The 25,593-nt window shown below is 62.4% G+C and carries 23 protein-coding genes; 14 read left to right on the top strand and 9 right to left on the bottom strand.

Annotation, left to right across the window (positions count from 1 at the left end; genetic code table 11):
• Positions 1 to 9 precede the first annotated feature (9 nt).
• Positions 10 to 2,619, bottom strand: coding sequence for a hypothetical protein (locus PspR76_RS15275; RefSeq protein WP_159956494.1), 2,610 nt, complete (start codon positions 2,617 to 2,619; stop codon positions 10 to 12).
• A gap of 461 nt (positions 2,620 to 3,080) precedes the next feature.
• Here PspR76_RS15275 and PspR76_RS15270 point away from each other — a divergent pair, with 461 nt between their 5' ends.
• The gene (locus tag PspR76_RS15270) at positions 3,081 to 4,403 is read left to right on the top strand and encodes an OprD family porin (RefSeq protein ID WP_159956492.1); all 1,323 of its coding nucleotides are present in this window, start codon (positions 3,081 to 3,083) and stop codon (positions 4,401 to 4,403) included.
• Here PspR76_RS15270 and PspR76_RS15265 read toward each other — a convergent pair whose 3' ends face one another.
• Positions 4,404 to 4,880 carry a winged helix-turn-helix transcriptional regulator gene (locus PspR76_RS15265; RefSeq protein ID WP_159956490.1) on the bottom strand — a complete coding sequence of 159 codons (477 nt, stop codon included), beginning with the start codon at positions 4,878 to 4,880 and terminating at the stop codon, positions 4,404 to 4,406.
• 106 nt (positions 4,881 to 4,986) lie between these two features.
• Here PspR76_RS15265 and fabF point away from each other — a divergent pair, with 106 nt between their 5' ends.
• The 3 genes from fabF (at position 4,987) to PspR76_RS15250 (ending at position 8,916) form a co-directional block, all read left to right on the top strand.
• On the top strand, positions 4,987 to 6,255 hold the full coding sequence (gene fabF, locus PspR76_RS15260; protein ID WP_159956488.1) for a beta-ketoacyl-ACP synthase II: 1,269 nt from the start codon (positions 4,987 to 4,989) through the stop codon (positions 6,253 to 6,255).
• A 71-nt stretch (positions 6,256 to 6,326) separates the two neighbouring features.
• Entirely contained in the window at positions 6,327 to 6,707 is a 381-nt protein-coding gene (locus PspR76_RS15255) for a RidA family protein (protein ID WP_071484081.1), read from the top strand.
• A gap of 229 nt (positions 6,708 to 6,936) precedes the next feature.
• Entirely contained in the window at positions 6,937 to 8,916 is a 1,980-nt protein-coding gene (locus PspR76_RS15250) for a peptidase U32 family protein (RefSeq protein ID WP_159956486.1), read from the top strand.
• Here the strand turns inward: PspR76_RS15250 and PspR76_RS15245 are convergent.
• Entirely contained in the window at positions 8,894 to 9,799 is a 906-nt protein-coding gene (locus PspR76_RS15245) for a DMT family transporter (protein ID WP_159956484.1), read from the bottom strand. The two genes, PspR76_RS15250 and PspR76_RS15245, sit on opposite strands and share 23 nt — an antisense overlap.
• Before the next feature lie 109 nt (positions 9,800 to 9,908).
• Between PspR76_RS15245 and PspR76_RS15240 the strand changes: the two genes are divergently transcribed.
• From PspR76_RS15240 to PspR76_RS15230, 3 genes are all read left to right on the top strand, one after another.
• Positions 9,909 to 10,352, top strand: coding sequence for an Lrp/AsnC family transcriptional regulator (locus PspR76_RS15240; protein WP_159956482.1), 444 nt, complete (start codon positions 9,909 to 9,911; stop codon positions 10,350 to 10,352).
• Between the two features lie 98 nt (positions 10,353 to 10,450).
• Positions 10,451 to 11,299 (top strand): NmrA family NAD(P)-binding protein, encoded by an 849-nt coding sequence (locus PspR76_RS15235; RefSeq protein ID WP_159956480.1) that lies wholly within the window; start codon positions 10,451 to 10,453, stop codon positions 11,297 to 11,299.
• A gap of 322 nt (positions 11,300 to 11,621) precedes the next feature.
• Positions 11,622 to 12,080 (top strand): REP-associated tyrosine transposase, encoded by a 459-nt coding sequence (locus PspR76_RS15230; protein ID WP_159956478.1) that lies wholly within the window; start codon positions 11,622 to 11,624, stop codon positions 12,078 to 12,080.
• Between the two features lie 326 nt (positions 12,081 to 12,406).
• Here PspR76_RS15230 and xylB read toward each other — a convergent pair whose 3' ends face one another.
• The 6 genes from xylB to PspR76_RS15200 form a co-directional block, all read right to left on the bottom strand.
• On the bottom strand, positions 12,407 to 13,876 hold the full coding sequence (gene xylB, locus PspR76_RS15225) for a xylulokinase (protein ID WP_159956476.1): 1,470 nt from the start codon (positions 13,874 to 13,876) through the stop codon (positions 12,407 to 12,409).
• Positions 13,877 to 13,892: 16 nt separating this feature from the next.
• Entirely contained in the window at positions 13,893 to 14,885 is a 993-nt protein-coding gene (locus tag PspR76_RS15220; protein WP_159956474.1) for a LacI family DNA-binding transcriptional regulator, read from the bottom strand.
• Positions 14,886 to 14,906: 21 nt separating this feature from the next.
• Positions 14,907 to 15,839, bottom strand: coding sequence for an ABC transporter substrate-binding protein (locus PspR76_RS15215; protein WP_159956472.1), 933 nt, complete (start codon positions 15,837 to 15,839; stop codon positions 14,907 to 14,909).
• A gap of 34 nt (positions 15,840 to 15,873) precedes the next feature.
• On the bottom strand, positions 15,874 to 16,866 hold the full coding sequence (locus tag PspR76_RS15210; RefSeq protein ID WP_159956471.1) for an ABC transporter permease subunit: 993 nt from the start codon (positions 16,864 to 16,866) through the stop codon (positions 15,874 to 15,876).
• Positions 16,859 to 18,391 carry a sugar ABC transporter ATP-binding protein gene (locus PspR76_RS15205; RefSeq protein WP_159956470.1) on the bottom strand — a complete coding sequence of 511 codons (1,533 nt, stop codon included), beginning with the start codon at positions 18,389 to 18,391 and terminating at the stop codon, positions 16,859 to 16,861. Before PspR76_RS15205 ends, PspR76_RS15210 begins: the two co-directional genes overlap by 8 nt.
• A 182-nt stretch (positions 18,392 to 18,573) precedes the next feature.
• Positions 18,574 to 19,125, bottom strand: coding sequence for a cytochrome b (locus PspR76_RS15200; protein ID WP_159956469.1), 552 nt, complete (start codon positions 19,123 to 19,125; stop codon positions 18,574 to 18,576).
• Between the two features lie 157 nt (positions 19,126 to 19,282).
• On the opposite strand from PspR76_RS15200, the gene PspR76_RS15195 reads away from it, so the two are divergent.
• Genes PspR76_RS15195 through PspR76_RS15165 form a run of 7 tightly spaced genes read left to right on the top strand, consistent with a single transcriptional unit; the run spans position 19,283 to position 25,583 of the window.
• A complete protein-coding gene (locus PspR76_RS15195) occupies positions 19,283 to 19,960 on the top strand; it encodes a thermostable hemolysin (protein WP_159956468.1) in 678 nt (225 codons plus the stop codon).
• Positions 19,950 to 21,428 carry an AMP-binding protein gene (locus PspR76_RS15190; RefSeq protein WP_159956467.1) on the top strand — a complete coding sequence of 493 codons (1,479 nt, stop codon included), beginning with the start codon at positions 19,950 to 19,952 and terminating at the stop codon, positions 21,426 to 21,428. The genes PspR76_RS15195 and PspR76_RS15190 overlap by 11 nt, the downstream gene beginning before the upstream one ends.
• Positions 21,425 to 22,099, top strand: a complete 675-nt coding sequence (locus PspR76_RS15185; protein WP_159956466.1) for a TenA family transcriptional regulator — start codon at positions 21,425 to 21,427, stop codon at positions 22,097 to 22,099. The genes PspR76_RS15190 and PspR76_RS15185 overlap by 4 nt, the downstream gene beginning before the upstream one ends.
• Positions 22,086 to 22,895, top strand: a complete 810-nt coding sequence (locus PspR76_RS15180; RefSeq protein WP_159956465.1) for an SDR family oxidoreductase — start codon at positions 22,086 to 22,088, stop codon at positions 22,893 to 22,895. Before PspR76_RS15185 ends, PspR76_RS15180 begins: the two co-directional genes overlap by 14 nt.
• Positions 22,892 to 23,536 carry a tetratricopeptide repeat protein gene (locus tag PspR76_RS15175; RefSeq protein ID WP_159956464.1) on the top strand — a complete coding sequence of 215 codons (645 nt, stop codon included), beginning with the start codon at positions 22,892 to 22,894 and terminating at the stop codon, positions 23,534 to 23,536. Before PspR76_RS15180 ends, PspR76_RS15175 begins: the two co-directional genes overlap by 4 nt.
• Before the next feature lie 11 nt (positions 23,537 to 23,547).
• Positions 23,548 to 24,210, top strand: a complete 663-nt coding sequence (locus tag PspR76_RS15170) for a response regulator (RefSeq protein WP_159956462.1) — start codon at positions 23,548 to 23,550, stop codon at positions 24,208 to 24,210.
• Positions 24,207 to 25,583, top strand: coding sequence for a sensor histidine kinase (locus PspR76_RS15165; RefSeq protein ID WP_159956460.1), 1,377 nt, complete (start codon positions 24,207 to 24,209; stop codon positions 25,581 to 25,583). Before PspR76_RS15170 ends, PspR76_RS15165 begins: the two co-directional genes overlap by 4 nt.
• Positions 25,584 to 25,593: the final 10 nt, after the last annotated feature.

Here is a 25,593-nt window from a genome sequence, read left to right as displayed (position 1 = left end):
CGACCTCAGTCAGTAATTGGCGCTGGGATTACCCACGTCCACATAGCCATTTTTCGGCGCAATAATCACCTCCAGTGGCGGCGGCGTGACGCCGAAGCCATTGAGTTGATCGGTGAGCCCTTTGTACCAATCCTCCTGCTGTTTCTTGCGCGCATTGTCGGCCTTGATGTCGGCAATGATCGCGTAGATCAAGCCGCCGACGGCCGCGATTCCGCCCACCGCACCGGCCAAGGCACCCGCCGCGCCACCAATGACGCCCGCCGCCTCCGCAACGCCTGCGGCCACGGTGGTAATGCGCGGCACCACGTAGGTCGCGACTTCCACCATACCGGCCACGGCTGACAAGCCATTGAGCCCGGCAAAGGTGCCCTGGAAGCCGGCCCCGACCTTGTCGCCACTTTGCGCCGAGTTCTTCGCCGAAATTGCCCCGGTGACCAGCCCCAACACGTTGCCCGCTACGCCGCCCAGGCTCTTGCCGACGTTCTCCACGTCTTTCACATACTTGGGTGCATCAAACTTGTAGGTGCCTTGTTGGGTGCGGTCGAACTGGTCCTGGACAAACTTGGCGCCGCCTTCCATAAACAGCCCGGCCGCCTGGAACGACTGCCCCACCGTTTGCGCGGTGCTGCCGCCCTTGCCGCCGGCAATGCGCGTGCCGATGGCGCCTGCCAGCAACACGCCAGACACGCCATGCATCACCCCGGCTTTGTACGTGGCGCTGACTCCAGCGGGCAGCTTGCCGCCCCAACTGCTTTGGACTTTCTTGATCGCGTCATCGAACTTGGCGCCGCCGCGCATGGCGTCTTCCACCGCACGAATGCCGCTGATGATGTCGGCGGTTTTCGGCGGTGCTTCGCCGGGCGCGGTGAACGCGGCGATGTTGTCGTTGATCACTTGCTCAAGGCGCGGGTCATTGGCGCCGGTCACGCCGAGGCCACGGTAGAAGTCGTCGATGGACTGGCCTTTAAGCAGGTCCTCGCGCCCGAGCTTGGCGGCGACGTCGTTGAAGCTCGAGCTGCCCGCCTGCACGGTTTTGTCGTCGAGCACCGCGTCGAAGATGGCTTTGTTTACCCCGGATTGAATCACCGCCTTGTCTGCCGGTACGCCGCTGGCAATGAGGTCGTTGATTTGCTTGCCGGAGGTGATGTCGGCGTACTCGGCCTTGACCTTGTCCTTGATCGCCTGCGGGGCGTTTTCCAGGGCTTTCTTGTAGTCGGGTTGCTTGCCGAGCGCCTGGGCGTAGAAGTCCGGGTACTTGATAAAGCTCGACAACGCATCAGTGGTGCTGGCGCCCTTGACCGCAAAGGCACTTTCCAGCGCATCGGTGCTCGATGACGCCTGCAGGCGGCGCTCCATCTCGGCTTTCAGGGCCGGGTCGGCGGCGACGGTTTTCTGCAGTTGTTCGGTGCCCTGGGTGTTGAGGAACTGCTGCACATCCGGGTCTTTGCTGAGCGTGTCGATGCGGCTCTGCACGTCCTTGATGAAATCTTCGCGCTGCTGGCCCGGCGACTTGCCGTCACCCGACCACTCATTGGCGGCATCCGGCCCCTGGTGCGCGAACGCATCCGCACCGGCCTTGTAGTTGGCCAGGCCCGTGGATAGTTGGATGATCGCCGCGGTTTTGTCCGCGCCGCTGGCGCTGCTGTGGCCGCCGGCAAAATAGTCGGCACCGACCTTGGAAGCGTCACCGCCGGCCGCCTTGACCGCGTCCTCGGTGGCCTTGGCGTTCAAGTCTTTGATCTGGTCGTCGGCGCTTTTGCCATCCAGGCCCTTGAGGTTGTCGTAGCCATATTTGCCGAAGTCCTGCAGGCGCCCCGCTTCTGTGCCGTGGCGGGCTTCGCCGTCTTTGGTGAAACCGTCGATGCGACCATTGCCGACGTTGCCACCGTCAATGTGCTTGCCGGTCTCGTCGTAGTTTTCGACATAGTTGAGCACCTGCGCCGCACGCCAGGCGGCATCGGGGTCGTGCTCGAAATCGCCGACGCGCTCGCGCAGCTTGTCCTTGACCCCGCTCTGGTTGCCGAGGTTTTTCAGCAAGGGGTTGTCATCGATGATCTGTTGCGCGCTGCGGGTATCGCCCAACGGGCGCCCTTCGCCGGGCAGTGGCAAATGATTGGACGGTGCGTCGCCCTTGGGCGCGGCCTTGGGTGGGGTGACGGGTAGCTCGCCTTTGAGGGTGTCCCAGCCGTATTTGCCAAAATCCTGCAGGCGCCCGGCTTCCGTGCCGTGGCGCGCATCACCGCCTTTGGTAAACCCGCCGACCTTGCCGTTGCCGGCGTCGTTCAGCTCTGCGCGTTTAACCGTGGGTTTGCCGTTTTCGTCGAGCTTTTCGATGTGCTCCAGCACCCTGCTGGCGCGGTAGGCCGCGTCGGGGTCATGCTCGAAATCGCCCACGCGCTCACGCAATGTGTCTTTCACGCCACTCTGGTTGCCCAGGTTTTTCAGCAGGGGGTTGTCGTCGATGATTTGCTGCGCGCTGCGAAAGTCGCCTTGGGGCCGTTTTGTATCAGGCCCGAGGCGGTTGTCGCCGGGCTGATTGTCTACCGCCCTGGACACCGCCTTGTTCCAGTTGGCGTTTTCGCCCGCTTTGGGTGTGCTGTCGACCGGGTTGACCTGCATGACCTGTCTCCTTGATGTGGCATGGGAGACGGGATTATTGGCGGGCAAGTGCAACAGTCTTGTTACAAACAAATAATTGCGACAAGCAGAAGCATATCGCCATTACTTAATGGCAATTTAAAGGCTTACCTATTTATATACGTTTATTTAACTAAATCTAAAAAATCCGCCGCAGAGCCTGCGGCGGCAAACCAAAGGTTTTTGTCGAAGCAGAGCGGCTAAGACCCTGCCCACGCTACACCTGCGAAACATTAAAAGAGGTGAAGTTTAATTAATCGAGTTTAATCCGCAACTGCGCTGCAGCCCGCGAAAAATATGCTAAAAATCAGCCTCGACAAGCTCGTCGAGCACAATAAAAACGGCATTACGCTCACTGAAAACCCTGCCAACAAAACTGCTGCGCCATTTCAACAATTGCGGTGTTTCCGTGCACGCGTTAATTATTCCGGGGAAGTAACAACATGATCAAACAGTGGAGCCTGTTAACACTGGCGGTGTGCGCCAGCGTCAGCCAAATGGCGTTGGCCGAGTCCGTCACCGACCAGGCCGATTCCAAAGGCTTTATCGAGGGCAGCAGCGTGACCGGACTGTTGCGCAACTATTACTTCGACCGCGACCGTCAAAGCGGCAAGGCTGACAATCGCGACTGGACCCAAGGCGCGATGCTCAATTACGCCTCGGGCTTTACCCAGGGCACCATTGGTTTTGGCGTGGACGCCTACGCCTATGGCGCGATGAAACTGGACGCTACCCACGCCGATGCCGGCACCGGCGACCTGCCGACCGACCGCCATGGCGACCCGGAAAACGGCTACGGCTCAGTGGGCGCGGCGGTGAAAATCAAGGTCTCCAAGACCGAGCTGAAATTCGGGGACATGCAGCCAACCGCCCCGGTCTTCGCCACCGGCGGCACGCGTATTTTGCCGCAGACCGCCACCGGCTTTGACCTGACCAGCAGCGAAATCGCCGGCCTGGACCTGGAAGCCGGGCACTTCACCAGCACCAACAGCGGCATGACCAGCAACCATGACCACGATATCTACGCCACCTACGCCAACGTCGCGGCCAACAGCGCGAGTTTCATCGGCGGCAAATACACCTTCACGCCGTCATTGAGCGCGACCCTGTACGCCGGTGAACTGGAAGATATCTGGCGCCAGTACTACACCAACCTCAACTACGTGTTGCCGCTGGGCCATGACCAGTCACTGGCGCTGGACGGCAACCTGTACCGCACCCTTGACACCGGCAGCGCCAAGGCCGGGGCGATCAACAACACCACCTATTCGGTGGCGGCGGCCTACTCGTTCCTGGCGGCCCACACCTTGACGCTGTCGTTCCAGAAAGTGCATGGCGATACGCCGTTCGACTACATCGGCACCGGCAACAACGGCGCGGGCGAAGGCGGCGACTCGGTGTTGCTGGCCAACTCGATTCAGTGGGGCGACTTCAACGGCCCGGGCGAACAGTCCTGGGGCATTCGCTATGACCTGAACATGGCCAGCTATGGCGTGCCGGGCTTGAGCTTCATGACCCGCTACGTCAACGGCTCGGACATCAACGGCACCCACACCCCGGCCAACAGCGCCTATGTCGGCGACTACGGTGCCGATGGCGACCACCACGAGACCGATGTGGAAGCCAAATACGTGTTGCAAAGCGGCCCGGCGAAAAACCTGTCGCTGCGCGTGCGTGACGCGATGGTGTCGTCGAACGCCGACCAGCGCGATGGCAAGTTGAACGAGCTGCGGCTGATCGTCGACTACCCGTTCACCCTGCTGTAATCACGCCGGGTTCAGCCGTTGGCGCATGCCTGCGCTGGCGGCTGGACCGGCCTGCACCACGCACTCGTCCAACGCCACCAAGGCGCCTGCGGCGGTGGCCATCATCGGCTGCACCGGCAGCCCCGTCTCGCGCTCCACCACCTCGACACTGGTGCCCTCTTCGGCGTAATGCCGATTGCCCCACGCCACCAACGCCATCAGCACCATGCGAAAGTCCTCGCCCTTGGGCGTCGGCACGTATTCGTAGCGTGGCGGCCGCTCGCTGTAGGCGCGGCGCTCAAGCATCCCGGCCTCGACCAGGCCATTCAAACGACGCGTCAACATGTTCGGCGCAATGCCCAGGCTGCGCGAGAACTCATCGAAGCGGCGCAGGCCATGCAAGGCGTCGCGCATGATCAACATGCTCCACCACTCGCCTACGCGCTCAAGGCTACGGGCGATGGGGCATTCGTCGCTGACAAGGGACTTACGTTGCATGGCGGTTCCTGTGTGGCAGTACAAAGTTGTGTGACGCCATGTTACTTTCATCATGATAGTGACGTCCACAGCTGTGTATCCCTCAAGCAACCGGAGTCGATTGATCATGAGTAAACGTATCGTCGTGACAGGCATGGGCGCGCTGACGCCGCTGGGTGCCAGTGTGGAATCCACCTGGCAACGCCTGTTGAACGGGCAGTCGGGGATCCGCCGCCTGCCGGAAGAGTTGATTGGTGACCTGGCGGTAAGCATCGGCGGCCAGGTGCAAAGCCTGCTGCAAGACCCTGAAGCCGGGTTTGACCCTGATCGCCTGTTGGCCGCCAAGGAACAGCGCAAAATGGACCGCTTCATTCTGTTCGCCCTGGCGGCGGCGGATGAAGCCTTGAAGCAAGCGGGCTGGGCGCCGAAAACACCGGAAGAACAGGAACGCACCGCGACCATCATTGCCTCCGGCGTCGGCGGTTTCCCGGCGATTGCCGATGCCGTGCGCACCACCGACAGCAAAGGCCCACGGCGCCTGTCGCCGTTCACTATTCCTTCGTTCCTGAGCAACATGGCCGCCGGGCATGTGTCGATCAATTACGGTTTGAAAGGCCCGCTGGGCGCACCGGTAACGGCCTGCGCGGCGGGCGTGCAAGCGATTGGCGACGCGGCGCGGATGATCCGTGCCGGTGAGGTCGACGTGGCCGTGTGTGGCGGTGCGGAAGCGGCGATTCATCGGGTCAGCCTGGCGGGTTTTGCGGCGGCGCGCGCGTTGTCCAGTGACTTCAATGACACGCCTGAGCGTGCCTCGCGGCCCTTCGATCAAGCACGTGACGGCTTCGTGATGGGCGAAGGTGCCGGCATTCTAGTCATCGAAGAACTCGAACACGCGCTGGCACGCGGCGCTCAGCCCATCGCCGAACTGGTCGGTTATGGCACCAGTGCCGATGCCTACCACATGACGGCCGGGCCGGAAGACGGTGATGGCGCGCGTCGGGCCATGACCCAGGCGTTGCGCCAGGCGGGCATCGAGGCGTCCCAGGTGCAGTATTTGAATGCGCATGCGACGTCGACCCCCGTGGGCGACAAAGGCGAACTGGCCGCCATCAAGACGGTATTCGGCGCGAGTGGCCACCCAGCCATCAGCTCGACCAAATCCGCCACCGGCCATTTGCTCGGCGCGGCAGGCGGCATCGAAGCAATTTTCACCGTGCTCGCCCTGCGCGACCAGGTCGCCCCCGTCACGCTGAACCTGGAAAACCCGGACGCCCTCGCCGACGGCCTGGACATGCTGCGCGGCGCGGCGCGGCACATGCCGATTGAATACGCGCTGTCCAACGGCTTCGGCTTTGGCGGCGTGAATGCCAGCGTGCTGTTCCGCCGCTGGGCGTAACCCTCGGTTTGCCCCTGCCGTGATTTTCGGGGACCATGTGCGCCTTCTGTTTAAGCCAACAAGAGGCGCCCATGGCCAACCACGACCTGTCCTACACCCCCGACCCGGATGCCGATTCGATTTCCTCCGACGTGATCGGCTTCAACGGTATCCTGGTCTCCACGCAAATCCCCACACGCGCCGACGGCAGCCTGGAACTGGGCGACATCACCCTGCAAAGCGAATGCACCCTGCAAGCGCTGAAAGTCGCGCTGGAAAAAGCCGGCAGTTCCATGGACCGGGTGATGCACCTGACCATCTACCTCACTGACATGGCTGATCGCGCGGCATTCAATGAAGTCTATAAGCGGTTTTTCGCCAAACCGTGGCCGGTTCGTGCTGCTGTTGGCGTGGCTGCATTGGCCGTGGAAGGCATGCGCGTGGAAGTCACCGCGATGGCCGCCAAGGCCTGAGTTCGCACTGGCAACACACCTCAAAATGTGGGAGCGGGCTTGCTCGCGAATGCAGTGTGTCAGTCACCCAATCAGTGACTGTCACTACGCATTCGCGAGCAAGCCCGCTCCCACATTGGATATCATTGAATCCTTCTCCCTAGGTTTGACAGCCCTGTGGTAGATGCCGCTCGGGCATTTCACGGCTACAATGCGCGCCTCGACCGTGACAAGCCTGACTAAAAAAACTATGTCCTTGCCCAAGCATCACCTTGAATTGCTCAGCCCTGCCCGCGATGTCGCCATTGCGCGCGAGGCTATCTTGCATGGCGCCGACGCCATCTACATCGGTGGCCCGAGCTTCGGCGCCCGCCACAATGCGTGCAACGAGGTGAGCGATATCGCTCAACTGGTCGAATTCGCCCACCGTTACCACGCCCGCGTGTTCACCACCATCAACACCATCCTGCACGACAACGAGCTGGAACCTGCGCGCAAGCTGATCCATCAGCTGTACGACGCCGGTGTCGATGCGCTGATCGTGCAAGACCTGGGCGTGATGGAGCTGGATATTCCGCCCATCGAGCTGCACGCCAGCACCCAGACCGACATTCGCACCCTGGGCCGCGCCAAGTTTCTCGACCAGGCCGGTTTCTCGCAATTGGTCTTGGCCCGTGAGCTGAACCTGCAGGAAATCCGTGCCATCGCCGACGAAACCGATGCCGCCATCGAGTTCTTTATCCACGGCGCCCTGTGCGTGGCGTTCTCCGGGCAGTGCAATATTTCCCACGCGCAAAATGGCCGCAGCGCCAACCGTGGCGACTGCTCCCAGGCCTGCCGCCTGCCGTACACCTTGAAAGATGACCAGGGCCGCGTCGTGGCCTTTGAAAAACACCTGCTGTCGATGAAAGACAACAACCAGAGCGCCAACATCCGCGCCCTGGTCGAGGCCGGTGTGCGCTCGTTCAAGATCGAAGGCCGCTACAAGGACATGGGCTATGTGAAGAACATCACCGCCTATTACCGCCAACGCCTCGACGACGTCCTCGAAGACCGCCCCGACCTGGCCCGCGCGTCCAGCGGCCGTACCGCGCATTTCTTCCTGCCCGACCCGGAAAAAACCTTCCACCGTGGCAGCACTGACTACTTCGTCACTGACCGCAAGATCGACATCGGCGCGTTCGACACGCCCACCTTCACCGGCCTGCCGGTGGGCAGGGTGGAAAAAGCCGGCAAGCGCGACTTGCAGGTGGTCACTCACGAGCCGCTGTCCAACGGCGACGGCCTGAATGTGCTGGTCAAGCGCGAAGTCGTGGGTTTCCGCGCGAATATCGCCGAACCCAAAGGCGAGTTCGAAGAAGACGGCGAGAAGCGCTACCGCTTCCGCGTCGAGCCGAATGAAATGCCGGCCGGCCTCCACCAGCTGCGCCCGAACCATCCGCTGAACCGCAACCTCGACCATAACTGGCAACAAGCCCTGCTCAAGACCTCGGCCGAGCGCCGTATTGGCTTGGCATGGGTCGCACGCTTGCGTGAAGACCAGTTGCAAGTCACCGCGACCAGCGAAGAAGGCATCAGCGCCAGCATCACCCTGCCCGGCCCGTTTGGCGTGGCCAACAAGCCGGAACAGGCGCTCGACACCCTGCGCGACCTGCTTGGTCAACTCGGCACCACCGAGTACCACGCGACGAATATCGAGCTGGACGCGCCGCAGGCGTTTTTCATCCCCAACTCGCAGCTCAAGGCCCTGCGCCGCGAAGTGATCGAGGCGCTGACCGCCGCGCGCGTCGCGGCTCACCCGCGTGGCGGGCGCAAGGCCGAGACGTCGCCGCCACCGGTTTACCCGGAAGCGCATTTGTCGTTCCTGGCCAACGTCTACAACCAGAAAGCCCGTGATTTTTACTACCGTCACGGCGTGAAGTTGATCGACGCGGCCTTCGAAGCCCACGAAGAAACCGGCGAAGTGCCGGTGATGATCACCAAGCACTGCCTGCGGTTCTCGTTCAACCTGTGCCCTAAACAGGCCAAGGGTGTGACGGGCGTCAAGACCAAGGTAGCGCCAATGCAACTGATCCACGGCGATGAAGTACTCACGCTGAAGTTCGACTGCAAGCCGTGCGAGATGCATGTGGTGGGCAAGATCAAGGGGCACATCCTGGGCTTGCCGCAATCGGGCAGCGGCGTGGGTCATTTCGACCCGGAAAGTATCATCTTTCAGGGCACGCACTAGCCCTTGGGGAGCGGGGCCACCACCAGCCCCGCTGCAACCCGGCAGCCGCCAACAAAATCGCCGCAACCCCCAGCCATTGCAGCCAGCCCAGGCGATGCCCAAAGGCAATCCAGTCGACAAAAATCGCCGCAATCGGGTAGATAAACGACAGCGCGCCGGTTATGGCAGTCGGCAGTTTCTGGATCGCCCCGTACAACAACACGTACATCAGGCCGGTGTGCACCACGCCCAACGTGACCAACGCCGCCCAGGCATTGGTTGCAGTGGGGAGGCCGCTCCAAGGCACTAACGGCGCCAGCAACAGTGCGCCGGTAGTCACCTGGATCAGCGCCATCAAGTGCGGCGGCACTTCCTTCAGACGCTTGATGATCAACGCCGCAATCGCATACAAAAACGCCGCGCCCAAGGCCAGCGCGATACCCGCCAGGTAATCACCCCCACCGCTTTGCTGTTCGCCATGGGCAGTCACAATCGCCAACATGCCGAGAAACGCCACACTCAACCACGCGAGTTTCTGCACGGTGATCTTCTCACCGAGAAACAGCGCCGCCAGCAGCACCAACATGAACGGCTGCACGTTGTACACCGCCGTACTGATGGCGATGGACGCGCGTGAATAGGATTCGAACAACAGCAACCAGTTACCGACGATGGCCACGCCGCTGAGCATCGCCAGGCCGAGCGTGGCCCAGGTCAGCAGTTCCAGCCGCAGGTAACCCAGCAACGCGCACACCAGCAACAGCGTCAGCGCGCCGATCACGCAGCGCCAGAACACCACTTCGATCACCGACACGCCCGACACCAGCACAAACCAGCCGATGGTGCCCGAAATCAACATGGCGGCGACCATTTCCCACGACCCGCGACGGATAGATGTGTCCACGATGCAAGCTCCTCAAGTGAGGCTCAATTATGGCAATCTGCAGGTCAGCGGCTCCAGCGACTAAAATAGGCAAAAACCCTCATTCACCTTTTCTTATTAGGCGGGCAGCATGATTGACACTATCGACCAGCAACTGATCGCGGCCTTGATGGACGATTCGCGCCTGTCGCTCAAGGCCCTGGCGGGCATTACCGGGCTCTCGTCGCCCAGCGTCGGCGAACGCCTGCGCCGCCTGGAAGAACGCGGCGTGCTGACCCACTACACCGTCGACATCGACCCCAAACACTTCGGCTACCTGCTGCAAGCCATCGTGCGCATCCGCCCGTTGCCGGGCAAGTTGCAGGAGGTAGAGCGCCTGATCCAGGCGATTCCCGAGTTCACCGAATGCGACAAGGTCACCGGCGAAGACTGCTTTATCGCGCGCCTGCATGTGCGCACCATGGACCACCTCGACGCCCTGCTCGACCGGATCACGGCCTGCGCCGAAACCAACACCGCCATCGTCAAGAAAACCCCGGTCAAACGGCGTTTGCCGCCGCTGGCTGATTCGTGATTTTGCGTCACTAACGCAGTGACGCAATCGCTATTCTGTCATCGCTGGCCGGTCTTTATGCTGGGCTCCACTCATTGGAACCCACAGGTGTAAAGCGCATGTACGTTATTACTGGCATCACAGGCAAAGTCGGCGGCGCCTTGGCGCGCAATCTCCTTAACGCAGGTCTTCCCGTTCGCGCGGTGATTCGCGACGCCGGCAAAGCGGCTTATTGGGCGGACCAGGGGTGCGAAATCGCGTTTGCCGCGATGGAAGATGCCCAAGCGCTGACGGAGGCATTCAAGGGCGCAACCGGCGTCTTTATCCTGCCGCCGCCGGGCTTCGACCCACTGCCTGGTTTTCCGGAAGCGCGCAACGTAATTGCAGCCGTCAGCCAGGCCCTCAAGGCTGCCGCGCCGGAAAAAGTCTTGTGCCTGTCGACCATCGGCGCGCAAGCCACAGAACTGAATCTGCTGACCCAGCGCACATTGATGGAACAGGCGTTGAGCGCCCTGGACATCCCCGTGACCTTCCTGCGCCCCGGCTGGTTTATGGAAAACGCTGCGTACGATGTCACCACCGCGCGCGACACCGGCGTGATCCATAGCTTCCTGCAACCGCTCGACAAGCGCGTGCCAATGGTTGCCACCGCCGACATCGGCACACTCGCCGCGCAGTTGCTGCAACAAGACTGGGCCGGCCACCGCGTGGTCGAGTTGGAAAGCCAGTGGGTCAGCCCGAACGACATCGCCCAAACCCTGACACACCTGCTTGGCCGCGAGGTACACGCCGAAGTGGTTGAGCGCGATACCTGGGAAGCATTGCTGCGCGGCCAGGGCGCACAAAACCCATTGCCGCGCATGCGCATGGTCGATGGATTCAACGAAGGCTGGATCTGTTTCGAGCATGATCAAGTGCTGAAGGGAACCACCTCGCTGGAAACCGTGCTGCGCACCCTGGTCGGGTAACTCGCGGGAGCAGGCCTGATGTGGCGAGCGGGCTTCCTGTGGCGAGCGGGGCTGTCGTGGCGAGCGGGCTTGCCCCGCGTTGGGGCGCGAAGCGGCCCCGAAACCTGACGACTCAATTCATCTGGGAAAACGCGGTGGCTGGTTTGGGGCTGCTGCGCAGCCCAACGCGGGGCAAGCCCGCTCGCCACAACAAGCCCGCTCGCGACGGGAAGCCCACTCACCACAATAGGCCCCCTGGAAATATGGAGACACCGAACTCAACACGGCCAATCCACCGGCGCTGCTAGCGTCATAGCTTCTTATCCATGCAAGGAGCAACGGATTGTCTCGTCAGCCAAACTCTCACCGGTTACGCCGTGGTCGCTACTCAGAACCAGGGCGTGCTTATCTGGTTACCGCCGTGGTGCATCAGCGTCAACCCTTGTTCAACCGTTTTGAACTGGGGCGGTTATTGGTAGCCGAATTCAAACGCACCCACGACGCGGGTCAAGTCAATTCACTGGCGTGGGTCATCATGCCGGATCATTTCCATTGGCTGTTCGATCTGCATAACTCGACCCTGCCCGATGTGATGCGACGGACCAAGTCGCGCAGTACGCTAAGCATCAATCGAGCCCGAGGCAGCCGGGAGCGATTCTGGCAGCGCGGCTATCACGACCGTGCGGTGCGGGCCGATGAAGACTTGCGAAAAATGGCGCGCTACGTGATCGCCAACCCTCTGCGGGCGGGGCTGGTCGAGCAGATTGGGGATTATCCGTTGTGGGATGCTGCCTGGCTGTGAGTCCGGAGCTTACAGCGGTTGTGGCGAACGGGGCTTGTCGTGGCGAGCTGGCTTGTTGTGGCGAGCGGGCTTGCCCCGCGTTGGGGCGCGAAGCGGCCCCAAAAACTGGCGACTCAATTCCTCTGGGAAACCGCAGTGGCTGGTTTGGGCTGCTGCGCAGCCCAACGCGGGGCAAGCCCGCTCACCACAACAAGCCCCGCTCACCACAATAGGCCCGCTCGCCACAACAAGCCCGTTTGCCACAACAAACCCGCTCACCACAGGAAACCCACTATCCACATTAAGCCCTGTGGCTACAAAACGCCCGCTGACCACAAGACGCCTGATCAGTCGTGCAGCCCCTTCGCCGCCGCCAGCAACCCCCGGAATTTGCGATAGCGCACCTCAAGCACCGGCTGTTGCTTCACATCAGGCCAATACCGCGCCTTGACCGGCATGCCCGCCTGCAACAAGTCAGCGCCCTGCCCGATCGACAATAACCCCAGCTTCGCCGCGCCAATGCAGGCGCTTAATTCGCTGCCCTGCAAGGTAAAAATCTGCCGTTGCAGGATATTCGCCAACAACTGCGCCCAGTATTCGCTGCGCGCGCCGCCGCCCACCAGGGCGCAGGCACCGACGCTGGCGCCGGCTGACTGCACAGCGTGCAAGGCGTCGAGCAAGCCAAACCCCACACCTTCCATCACCGCATAACCGAGCATTGCCGGGGTGCAATCGTGGCCCAGGTTCATAAAGCCGCCGCGCAGCAACGGGTCGTTATGCGGCGTACGCTCACCCGCGAGGTAGGGTAAAAACAGTGGTGTGTCCAACGGCACGGGCTGCCCAATCGGCAACTGCGCCTGCACTTGATCCAGCAGGGTTTGTTCGTTCTGGCTGCCGGTCAGCCGCGTGACCCAACGCAGGCAACTGGCGCCGGCCAGCATGGCGCCCATGGTGTACCAGCGATTGGGCAGCGCGTGGCAGAAGCTGTGCACCGCGCTGGCCGGGTTGCCGGCGGCGTGATCGGTGATGGCGACGATGGCCGCGCTGGTGCCCAGGGTGATAAATCCATCCCCGGCATTGATTGCGCCGATGCCAACGGCAGCCACCGGGTTATCGCCGCCGCCCCCGGCAATCACCACCTCGGCAGACAAGCCCAGCCTTGCAGCAACACTCGGCGTCAAACACGCACTCGCCGCACCGCCTTCAACCAACCGAGGCATCTGCGCAGGCGCAAGGCCGGTGGCGCGCACCATCGGCGCAAACCATTCGCGGTGCGCCACGTCGAGCCACAAGGTGCCGGCAGCATCGGACATCTCGCTGATGCGCTCACCACTCAGGCGCAAGCGCAGGTAATCCTTGGGCGACAGCACGCAGTCAATCGCCTTGAACACCTCGGGTTCCTGCGCTTGCAGCCACAGCAGCTTCGGCGCGGTGAGCCCGGCCATGGGCAGGCTGCCGGTGACCTCGGCAAAGCCAGGCCCAAGCTGCTCCGCTTCGGCGACAGCGCGCGAGTCGTCCCACAGGATCGCCGGGTACAACACGCGGTCGTCAGCACCGAGCAGCACCGCGCCGTGCATCTGCCCGGACAACCCGATACACGCCACCTGACTGAACGCCGCATGGGCGCGCAACTGCTCAAGCGCCTGCAAACACGCCTGCCACCAGTCGTCCGGCGCCTGTTCGGACCAGCCGCTATGGCGCCGCGACACACTCAGGCGCACACCCGCATGCGCAAGTACGGCGCCGTCGACGTCCATGAGGATCGCCTTGAGTTCGGAGGTGCCCAGATCAATACCGAGGGAAACAGGACTGCTCATACGGGGGTCATTCCAATCAAATACAGCCACATGAATTACGGTATTGCAGGCGCGGCGCCAGGCGTACGCTTTGCACCGGCGCGCCGGGCGAGGCCATGCGTTGTAGCAGCATCTGTACCGCGCGGGCGCCGAGTTCCTTGACGGGCTGGGCAATCAAGGTCAGGCGCGGCACGAAAAAATCCGCCCAGTCAAAATCATCGAAACCTACCAGGGCGATCTGCCCCGGCACTTCAATCTGCGCGTCACGCAGGGCGTGCATGGCGCCCAAAGTCATCAGGTTATTGCCCGCCATGATCGCGGTCGGCGGCTGCGGCAATGCCAGTAACTGCGCCGTCGCTTGCCGGGCAGGCTCACTGTTGGAACCGCCGTTGACCAACAGTTGCGGATCAAACACCAACCCCGCTGCCTGCAAGGCCGTACGGTAACCGGCCGCGCGCTCATCGGTCGTACCCAGGCCCGCACGCCCGGCGATAAAGCCGATGCGGCGGTGCCCGTGTTCAATCAGATGGGCGACCAGGGCCTCGGTGGACTGGGTATTCTCCACCCCGATCTGGTCAAATTGCTCACTCATCATGCGGTCCACCAGCACCGTCGGCATCTCATTGGTCTGCAGGTATTCCAGGGCTTTTGAACCGGTGGACGGGGCCAGTAAAATCCCGTCGACGCGCCGATGATGCAGCGCGGTGACCACCCGCAGCTCCTGCTCCGGGTCGTCGTGGGGGTCGACAAACAGCATCATGTAGCCGTGTTTGGCGCACTCGGTTTCTATCGCGTGTACGGTTTCGCTGAAGTAGTGGTTGGACAGCGCCGAGATCGCCACGCCAATCGTGCTGGTGCTCGAACGGGCCAGCGAGCGCGCCAGGGTGTTGGGGATGTAACCCAACTCCTGAATCGCGCGCTCTACCGCCTGCAGCGTGGCCGCGCTGACCTTGCGTGTGCCGTTCAACACGTGAGACACGGTCGACGTCGACACACCCGCCCTGCTTGCCACGTCATCCATGGTGACCACGACGCTTTCCCCTTCAATGAATCAATGTTTGCTCGACCACCCGCTGTACGTCCCGACGTTGTCACGGGTGATCAGTTTTGGCGTGAGCAGGGTAACCGCTTCGGCCGGGGCTTTGTCGTTGAGAATGTCATTGCCGACATTCACAGCGGTCTGCGCCATGGCCCACGGGTCCTGGCTGGCCGAGGCCTGGATTTGCGTGTCGGTCTTCAGCGCATTTTCGATGTCCGGCGCGCCGTCCACGGACGTGATGAGGATGCCGCTGCGTTTCAGTTGCTTGGCCGCCAAGTCACTGCCAATCGCTTGCGGGTCGTTAATCGCAAACAGGCCGTCGATTTTCGGGAAGCGCGTGAGATAGCCCTGCATCACGTTCAAGCCGCCTTCGCGCGAGCCTTTGCCGTCCTGGTCATCGGACAGCACCTTGATGTCCGGCGCGCCGGCCAATGCGGCTTTGCAGCCTTTGACGCGGTCGGTCACGGCGGTGACTTGCGGGCCATTCTGGATAATCACATTGCCTTTGCCCGCGAGCTTGTCCACCAGGAACTGGCAGGCCAGCTTGCCGGCTTCGACGTTGTCGGTTTGCACGGTGGCGTTCACGCCCTTGGCGTCCACATCCACCGCCACCACGACGATCCCGGCATCGCGGGCTTTCTTGATCGCCGAGGCCATGGCGGACGGGTCTACAGCGTTGAGCAGGATCAGGTCGACCTTGGACGAGATGAAGTTATCAATCTGCGAAAACTGCTTGCTCAGGTCATAGTCGGCCGACACCGAGGTCACCTTGACGTTGGGGTTCAGTTCCTTGGCCCGCGCCGTGGCGCCGTCGGCCAGGGTCACGAAATACGGGTTGCCGAGCGAGCCCATGCTGATGCCGAGGGCCTTGAGCTCTCGGGCTTCGACAACGTTGGACATCACGGCAGCCAAGGCAATAACGGGAAACAGGCGTTTGAAGTTCATGCGGGTCTCTCTTGTGATTGTTATGGGAGTGAAATCAGGTGCGTGCGCCGGATTGGCGATAACGATCCAGCGCCACCGCGCCGATGATCACAATGCCTTTGATGATGTACTGCCAGATATCCGAGACCCCCAGCAGCACCAGGCCGTTGGTGAGTACCGCGATAATCAGCGCGCCGATCAGCGTGCCGCCGATGGTGCCGACGCCGCCGGTAAAACTGGTGCCGCCGAGGATCACGGCGGCAATCGCATCCAGCTCATAGGATTGCCCGAGTTGCAGGCCGTTGGCGGCGAACAGGCGCGAGGCGCTCATCACCGCACCCAGCCCGGCCAATGCACCGGACATGGCGTAGACGAACAGCAGCACCTTCCACACCTTGATGCCCGACAGCCGCGCGGCTTCAGGGTTGCCGCCCACCGAGTAGATCTGCACGCCCATCACCGTGCGGCGCAGGATGAACCACGACAGCGCCACCACCGCCACCGCGATGATCACCAGCCACGGCACGCCCAGCACTGAGTCGTTACCGATAAACGCAAACGGCAGGTCGGGGTTGAACACGGTTTTGTCATCCGCCAGCAACCGCGCCAGGCCACGCATGGCGGTCAGCGCGCCGAGGGTGACGATAAACGGCGGCAGGCGCATGAAGGCAATCAAGCCTCCGTTGACCAAGCCCAGCAACAGGCCAAAACCAACGCCGGCGGCAATCCCGAACATGCCGAACTGCGGCGACATCGACGCCTGCAACGCGACCACGGCGGACGCGGCCAGAATCGCACCCACCGACAAATCGATGCCCGCCGTGAGAATCACAAAGGTCATGCCCGCCGCCAGCACCACATTCACCGAAGCCTGCTGGGTGATGATCGACAGGTTCTGCACGGTGAGGAAGTTTTCGCTGGCCAGGGCAAAGCCCACCAGCAGCAATACCAGCACCGGCAGCATGCCGACGGTGCGCATCAGTTCACGAATGCGCTCCGCTTTGCCGACGGGTGCGAGGGTCAGTGCGTTGTTGTTTGAATCAGCCATGGGCAGCCACCTGATCGCCACCGGTGGCGAGGTCAATAATGCGTTCCTGGGAAATGGCGTGGCCCGAAGCCCCGCCGACTTCGGCCACCAATTGGCCTTCGCGCATGATCAGCACGCGGTCGCAGGTGCCGATGATTTCCGGCAGCTCGCTGGAAATCACCACGATGCCAACCCCCGCCAGCGCCAGTTGATTGATGATGCGGTAGATCTCGGACTTGGAGCCGATGTCCACGCCCCGCGTCGGTTCGTCGAGGATCAGCACGTGCGGCTTGACCTCCAGCAACCGCGCCAACAGGACTTTTTGTTGATTGCCGCCGCTCAACGCGCCGACATTGACCTTGCCCGACGCCACGCGAATCGACAGCGACTTGATCGCGTCATTTGAACGCTGCGCAGCATGGCCGCGATCCAGCACACCACCGGCATGCGCGTCCGGCACACAAGCGCAGACGTTGATGTTGTCGGCCACGCTCATGTCCAGGAACAGGCCCTGGGCCTTGCGGTCTTCGGTGAGGTACACCACGCCCGCACGAATCGCATCCGCCGGGTTGCGCAGCTGAGTGACGGTTTTGCCGACCACTTCCAGCGTGCCGGAGGTGCGCGGGTCGGCGGCGAAGATCAGCCGCGCCAGCTCGGTGCGCCCTGCCCCAACCAGCCCGGCGATGCCCAGCACCTCACCGGCGTGCAGGTCGAAACTGCACTGGCGCACACGCTTGCCATCGGCCATGTCACGCACGCGCATCACCACGTTGCCGGGGTTATAGGCGGCGTGCTCCTTCTTGTAGAAACCGGACAGATCGCGGCCAACCATCATTTTCACCAACACTTCGGCCGACAACGCATCGCGGGTCAGCTCGCCGATGTACTGGCCGTCGCGCAGCACCGAGACCCGGTCCGACAACTCGTAGATTTCGGCCATGCGGTGGCTGATGTAGATGATCGCCAGGCCCTGGCTGCGCAGCTGCTTGATCAGCGCAAACAGGCGGTCGGTCTCACGCGATGAGAGTGGCGTGGTTGGTTCGTCCATCACCAGAATCCTGGCATGGGCATGCAGGGCGCGGGCGATTTCCACCAACTGGCGCTCGGCAATCGACAGGCTGCTCACCGGCGTGGCGGGTTTGAACTCGGCGCCCAGGCGTTGCAGCACTTCGACGCAGCCTTCTTGCATGCCCTTGCGATCGATGGTCCAGCCGCGCCGCAGTTCGCGGCCCAGGTAGATGTTCTCGGCCACGCTCAGGTTCGGGCACAGGCTCAATTCCTGATAAATCACGGCGATGCCGAGGGTTTTGGCGGTGGCAGGGTCGAAGGTGGCGACGGGCTGGCCGTCGATGCGGATTTCACCGCCGGGGTCGGCCTGGTAAGCGCCGGAGAGGATTTTCATCAGGGTCGATTTGCCGGCGCCGTTCTCCCCCATCAGTGCGTGAATTTCACCGGGGTAGACCTTCAGGCCAACATTTTTGAGCACGCGCAAACCGTTGAAGGTTTTGCTGATGCCCTGCATCTCAAGCAAGGGTTCAAGGCTCATGGATGAGCTCCTGGCATTATTATTTTTGTAGGCGAGTGCCGACGACTTTATGCCAGATACATTTGCTTACGCAAGCGCTTGCGTACGCCGTTTATCGTTTGGTTAAACGTTTCATCAAGCGCAAAAGTGATCAATCTGTGTTGGCTGAACGTTTGCAAGCAAGCGTTCAGCCAACCGCGCTTTCAGCGCCCGCTACGCTTGGGCAGCATGCGCACCAGGGTGTTATCGCGTACCCAGTAGTGGTGGAACAACCCAGCGGCTGCATGCAGGCCGATCAACCAATAGCCGCTGCTGCCCAGCCACTCGTGCCAGTGTTTGAACTGCCGGGCGAGGTCCGGGTCCGGCGCCACCAGTGTCGGGAGTGAAAACTCGAAATACGCCACTGGCTTGCCCCCGGCGTTGAGCATCAGCCAGGCCAGCAAAGGCGTCACAATCATCAAGCCATACAGCGCGGCGTGCATCAGGTGCGACGCGGCCGTCTGCCACAGGGGCGGACGTGGCAGGATCGCCGGGCGCGGCGCCAGACGCCCCAGCAACCGCAGCCACACCAGTACGAAAATCGAGATTCCGAACAGCGAGTGAGCCCCCAGCAACAGTGCCTTGAGTGGATTGCCTCGCGGCAGCAGGCCTTTGATTTCAATGCAGGCATACACGCCGACAAACAGCGCCAGCATCAGCCAGTGCAGGGTCATCGAGAGTCTTGCATAGCGCTGCGTCAGTGGGTTGTGGATCATCGGATAAAGACCTTGTGCAGGAGGGGTGGCGCTAACCTGCCAGCCCAGTCTTAAGGCAGTCTGAAGATCGGCAAATCGATCATTTTCACCACCTTCAGACTTCGTTAAGAAATGCCTTTGATACTCCTCCCAACATCACGTGGGAGGCCTAACGCCAATGCCCGATATCGATTGCAAGATTTCCTTGCCCCTGCTGTTCGGCCAGGCCGACAGTGCACAAATGCGCCTCGCCGTTGCCCTGCCCCACGACCCTCAGCGCCCCGCCTTTGAGGCATTTATCCAACAACGTTTTCGCATCGCCCACGGTGCCGATATCCGTCACTTCATGCCCCAGCTGTTTGGCATCACCCAGGCGGAAGGAGCGCTGTGTGCGGTCGCCGGGGTCCGGCTGGCGGGTGCCGAACCGCTGTTTCTGGAGCGATACCTGGACCATCAGATCGACCCTTTGATCAGCGCAGCCGCCGAGCAAACGGTAGCGCGCCACGCCATCGCCGAAGTCGGCAACCTGGCCGCCAGCGACACCGGCAGTGCGCGCCTGAGCATTATCGCGGTGACCTGGCTGCTGGCCATGGGTGGCCTGGAATGGGTGGCGTTCACCGGCAATATCGGCTTGGTCAACAGCTTCCACCGCCTGGGATTGAAGCCGGTCACCCTGTGCGCGGCCGACCCGCAGCGCCTGGGCGAGGACCGCCATCACTGGGGCAGTTACTACGAAAGCCAACCCTGGGTGCATGTCGGCAATATCCGCGCCGGGTTCATCCATTTGCGCAACATGGGCCTGTTCTCACGCCTGGGGTTGCCCACTGCACTTGAGGACACCTGCCATGTCGCCTGAAACCCGGCGCTTTCACGCTGTGCTACGCGGCCATGCCGAGCGTAACGACGGCGCCATCGCCCTGTGGGGCGACACGTTGAAAATGGATTACACCTCACTGTTTGCCGAGGTTGCCTACCGCCAGCAACGCCTGCGCGATGAAGGCGTGAAGGTGGTGGCCCTGGCCCTGGACAACGGCGTCGACGCCATGCTCTGGGACTTGGCGATACTGTTCGAAGGCTTGACCTGCCTGACCCTGCCGCCGTTTTTCAGCCCCGCTCAGCGCGCCCACTGCCTTGAACAAAGCCACGCCGAACGGGTGATCGCCGAGCCGTACCTGGAGCCTGAGCTATTGGCCGCCGGTTACCGCCCAAGCGGCGACTTCTGGTGCAAAACCTTTGCAGGCCGCCCTCCGATGCCTGCGGGCACTGCCAAGGTGACATTCACTTCCGGCACCACCGGGGCGCCCAAGGGCGTATGCCTGAGCGCCGACAGCGTGCTGCGTGTGGCTCGCGAGTTGCACCAGGCCAGCCACGCCACTGACCCACGCCACCACTTGGCGCTGTTGCCCATCGCGATTTTGCTCGAGAACCTCGGTTGCTATGCCGCGCTGTGTGCCGGCGCCACCTTGAGTGTGCCCAGCCAGAGAAGCCTGGGTATCCAGGGCGCCAGTGCGGTGGACGCCGCGCAATTGCTCGGTTGCCTGGCGGTACGCCAGCCCCACAGTCTGATCCTGGTCCCGCAATTGCTGCTGATGTTGGTCATCGCCGCCGAACAGAAGGCGTTCAGCCCACAAGGGCTGCGCTTTGCCGCGGTGGGAGGCGCGCGCGTCTCCAAAGCCTTGCTGCAACGGGCACAACGGTTGGGCATGCCGGTGTTTGAAGGTTACGGGCTGTCGGAATGCGCCTCGGTGGTATGCCTGAATCACCCCGATGCACAGCGCCCGGGCAGCGTCGGCCGGCCCCTGCCCCACGTGGACATACGCCTGGCCGAAGACGATGAAGTGCTGATCAAAGGCTCGACCTTGCTGGGCTACCTGGACGACAGCGCACAACCCGAACAGTGGTGGCCCAGCGGCGATCTGGGCGCCTTCGATGCAGACGGTTTTCTCTACCTCAAGGGCCGCAAGAAACATCAGTTCGTCACCAGCTTTGGCCGCAACGTCAACCCGGACTGGGTCGAGGCCGAACTGACCCAAGACGGCGTCATCGCCCAGGCGTTCGTGTATGGCGAAGCCCTGCCCGAGAATCACGCGCTGCTCTGGCCCCATAGCCCCGCCTGCACCGATGCCCAACTGGCTGCCACCGTGGCCATGGCCAACAGCACCTTGCCCGACTACGCCCAAGTGCATCGATGGACGCGCCTGGATGAACCCTTCAGCGCCGCCAACGGCTTGCTCACTGCCAACGGCCGGCCACGGCGTGACGCGATCGTCGCGCGTTATCAAGCACACCTGTTTACCGCACACAACGAGGAAACCCCATCGTGAACTTTTTCGACACGCTGCAAGAGGCCACCCAACAGGAACGCCAGGCGCTGTTCAGCCTGCCAATCATTCGGGATGCGCTGGAAGGCCATGTGAGCCTGGAGAGCTATCGCGCATTCCTTGCCCAGGCTTACTACCACGTTCGGCATACCGTGCCATTGATGATGGCCTGTGGCGCACGCCTGCCCTCGCACTTGGAATGGCTGCGCAAGGCCGTCTGCGAGTACATCGAGGATGAATACGGCCATGAGCAATGGGTGCTCAACGACATCCAGGCCTGTGGCGGCGACAAGGATGCGGTACGTGATGGGCGGCCGGGTTTGCCCATCGAGCTGATGGTCAGCTACCTCTATGACCTGATCGCCCGTGGCAATCCGGTGGGGCTGTTCGGCATGGTCAATGTGCTCGAAGGCACCAGCATCGCCCTGGCCACTCACGCCGCCGGCAATATTCGCGAACGCTTGGAGCTGCCCGCCACGGCGTTCAGTTACCTCAGTTCCCATGGTTCCCTGGACATCGGGCACATGGAAACCTACCGCCAGTTGATGAACAGCCTGCACGACCCGGACGACCAGGCCGCCGTGATCCACGCCTCAAAAGTGGTGTACGCCCTGTATACCGACATGTTCCGCAGCCTGCCGCGTATCGGGGAGGCAGCCCATGCGCCTGCCTGACGCCCGCGTGGTACTGACCGGCGCCAGCGGCGGCATCGGCCTGGCGATTGCCGGCGCCTTGTGTGCCAGCGGGGCGCGGGTGCTGGCCGTGTCACGCCATCGCGGACCGCTGGAGGCTTTGCTCGAGCAATACCCGCAGCAACTGTGTTGGGTGAGCGCCGACCTGACCTTCCTCGCCGACCGGCGCAAAGTGCTGGCCGCCGCCGAGGCCATCGGCGGTGTGAACCTGCTGATCAACGCCGCCGGCATCAATCACTTCGCCATGCTTGAACAGCTGGACGACAACGAAATCAACAGCATGCTGGCGTTAAACATCAACGCGCCGATCTGCCTGACCAAGCTGCTGTTACCCCTGCTCAAGCAAGCCGAGAACGCCATGGTGGTGAATGTCGGCTCCACCTACGGCTCCATCGGCTACCCAGGCTACGCCACTTACTGCGCCACCAAGTTTGCCTTGCGCGGGTTTTCCGAAGCGTTGCGCCGGGAGTTGGCCGATACGCGGGTGGGTGTGTTGTATGTGGCCCCGCGTGCCACCCATACACGCATGAACAGCCCGGCGGCGCAGGCCTTGAACACGGCCCTCAAGTCCAACGTCGACGACCCGCACACCGTGGCGTCGGCGGTGATCCAGGCAATCGCCAAGGATCGCCGCGACCTGTACCTGGGCTGGCCGGAGCGCTTCTTTGTGCGCCTCAACAGCTTGCTGCCGAACCTGGTTGACCGTGGCTTGCGCAAGCAACTGCCGCTGGTACGGCGCTTGAGCGATAAACCCGTGAACAAGGACCTCAACCCATGAAACGCGCCCTGGTTGTGCTGCTGCTTACCGCCCTGAGCCCACTCACCTGGGCGCTCGACGCCACCGACCAACAACGGTTGAACGACATCCAGACACGTTGGGCCCACATTCAATACACCCTGCCGCACGCCCAGCGTACCCAGGCCTTCGAACAGCTCGCCAGCCAGGCAAACGCTTTCACCCAAGCCCGCCCCCAGGCCGCCGAAGCGTGGATCTGGGCTGCAATTGTCAGCAGCAGTTGGGCCGGTGCCCAAGGCGGGCTCGGCGCATTGAGCAAGGTCAAGGCGGCCAAGGTCGACCTGGAGACCGCACTCGCGCTAGACCCCAAGGCCTTGCAAGGCTCGGCCTACACCAGCCTGGCGGCGCTGTATGACCGCGTCCCCGGCTGGCCGATCGGCTTTGGCGATGCCGACAAGGCTGAACAGCTGCTCAAACAGGCCTTGCAACTGAACCCGGCGGGCATTGATAGTCTGTATTTCTGGGGCGACCACCTGTACCGGCAAAAACGTTATGGCGAAGCCCGTGATGCCTTGCGCAAAGCCCTGCTGGCCGCGCCACGGCCCGGTCGGGAAAGCGCTGATACAGGGCGCCGTAAAGAGATCGAAGACTTACTGGTCGAGATCGATAAAAAACTCAACTGACAGGAGTCCATGTGCGGCTATTACTGATCGAAGATGACGTAGCCCTGGGCGAAGGTATTCACCAGGCGCTGGTGCGTGAGGGCTACACCGTTGACTGGCTGCAAGATGGCAGCAGTGCCTTGCATGCGTTGCTCAGCGAAACCTTTGATGTGGTCGTGCTGGACCTGGGCCTGCCACGCATGGATGGCCTGGAAGTATTGCGCCGCCTGCGTGACAGCGGCGCCAGCGTGCCGGTGCTGATCCTCACGGCGCGGGATGCCACCGAAGACCGCATCGCCGGGCTTGACGCCGGTGCCGATGATTACCTGATCAAACCCTTCGACCTGGCCGAGCTCAAGGCCCGCCTGCGTGCGCTGCTGCGCCGCAGCGCCGGGCGCGCGCAGGTATTGATCGAACATGCGGGCATTTGCCTGAACCCCAGCACGCAACAGGTCAGCTACCACGGCGACACCGTGCTGCTCACGCCCAAGGAATATCAACTGCTGCACGAACTGCTTTCGCCGCCCGGGCGCGTCATGACCCGCGACCAGTTGATGCAGTTGCTCTACGGTTGGAACGAAGAAGCGGAAAGCAACACCCTGGAGGTGCACATCCATCACCTGCGCAAGAAGTTCTCCAGTGAGCTGATCCGCACCGTTCGCGGCGTCGGCTACTTGGTGGAGGAGCGCCGATGACATCGATTCGGCGGCGCACCCTGAGGTTGATCATTGGCCTGCTGCTTACCGGGTTATTGGTGATCAGCGTGCTTAACCTGCACGACAGCAACCATGAAATTGCCGAAGTCTACGACGCCCAACTGGCGCAGAACGCGCGACTGCTGCAAGGCGTCATGAGCATGCCACTGGCCGGCCAAGACCGCACGGACCTGTACCGCGCGTTCAACAAAGCCTTGGGCGAAGCCAACCCCAAGGTGGACGGGCACCCCTACGAAAGTAAAATCGCCTTCCAGGTGTGGGGCCCCAAGGGTGAACTGTTGGTGTTTACCACCAGCGCCCCAGCATTTGCCACACCGCCCGCCCAACCGGGGTACAGCAATGTCGATGACCTGAATGGCCGGCAGTGGCGCGGCTTTGTGCTCAAGGACAAAGACAACGGGCTGCGGATCTGGGTAGGCGAGCGCGACGACGTGCGTTCCGACCTGGTCAGCCGCATCGTGCGCCACACCTTGTGGCCCAATGTGCTCGGTAGCCTGATCCTGGCGGCCATGGTGTGGCTGGCGATCGGCTGGGGACTCAAGCCGCTGGCCAATATGGCGGCCACCTTACGCGCAAGGCATTCCGGCTCCCTGGAACCTATGCAACTGACGCCGCTGCCGATAGAACTGGAGCCGATGCAAGCCGCGCTGAACCGCATGTTGGCGCACATCCAGGAAATGCTCGGCCGCGAACGCCGGTTTATCGCCGACGCCGCCCACGAAATGCGCACGCCCCTGGCGGTCTTGCGCGTGCACGCGCAAAACCTGTTGGAAGCCGGCACGGAAACCGAACGGCGCGAGTCCCTGGCCTTTCTGATCACGGGTGTCGACCGCACCAGCCGCCTGGTCAACCAATTGCTGACCATGGCGCGCCTGGAGCCCAGCGGCGCACAACCCCCGGCGCAGGCCATCGACCTGGCGACGACCGTGCGTGAAACACTGATTCAGTTGACCCCTTGGCTGCTGAGCAAGGGCCTGGAGCTGGTATTCGACGTGGACGATGGTCCCTACGACGTGAACACCGATGCGGCAGCGATCAATATCGCCCTGACCAACCTGGTGACCAACGCAGCGAACTTCTCCCCCGAACATGGGGTGATTACCGTGGGGTTGCGCAAAAACGCCCTGGGTTTCGAGCTGACAGTCGATGACCAGGGCCCCGGTATTGACGAGAGCGAGCGTGAGCGCCTGTTCGAGCTGTTCTACAGCAGGGGCAACGCCGAAGGGGCAGGCTTGGGGCTGACGATCGTACAGACCATCGCCGAACGGCTTGGTGGGCATGTCAGCCTGGACAACCTGGCTGGCGGCGGGTTGAGGGCCGCGCTGCAGATCCCGGGGTCACTTGACCCATAGCTGGCCCTCG

Origin of the sequence: Pseudomonas sp. R76, assembly GCF_009834565.1 — a bacterium.
GTDB lineage: Bacteria > Pseudomonadota > Gammaproteobacteria > Pseudomonadales > Pseudomonadaceae > Aquipseudomonas.
Note: the sequence above shows the minus strand (reverse complement) of the source record. Positions and strands in the feature narration are given on the sequence as shown.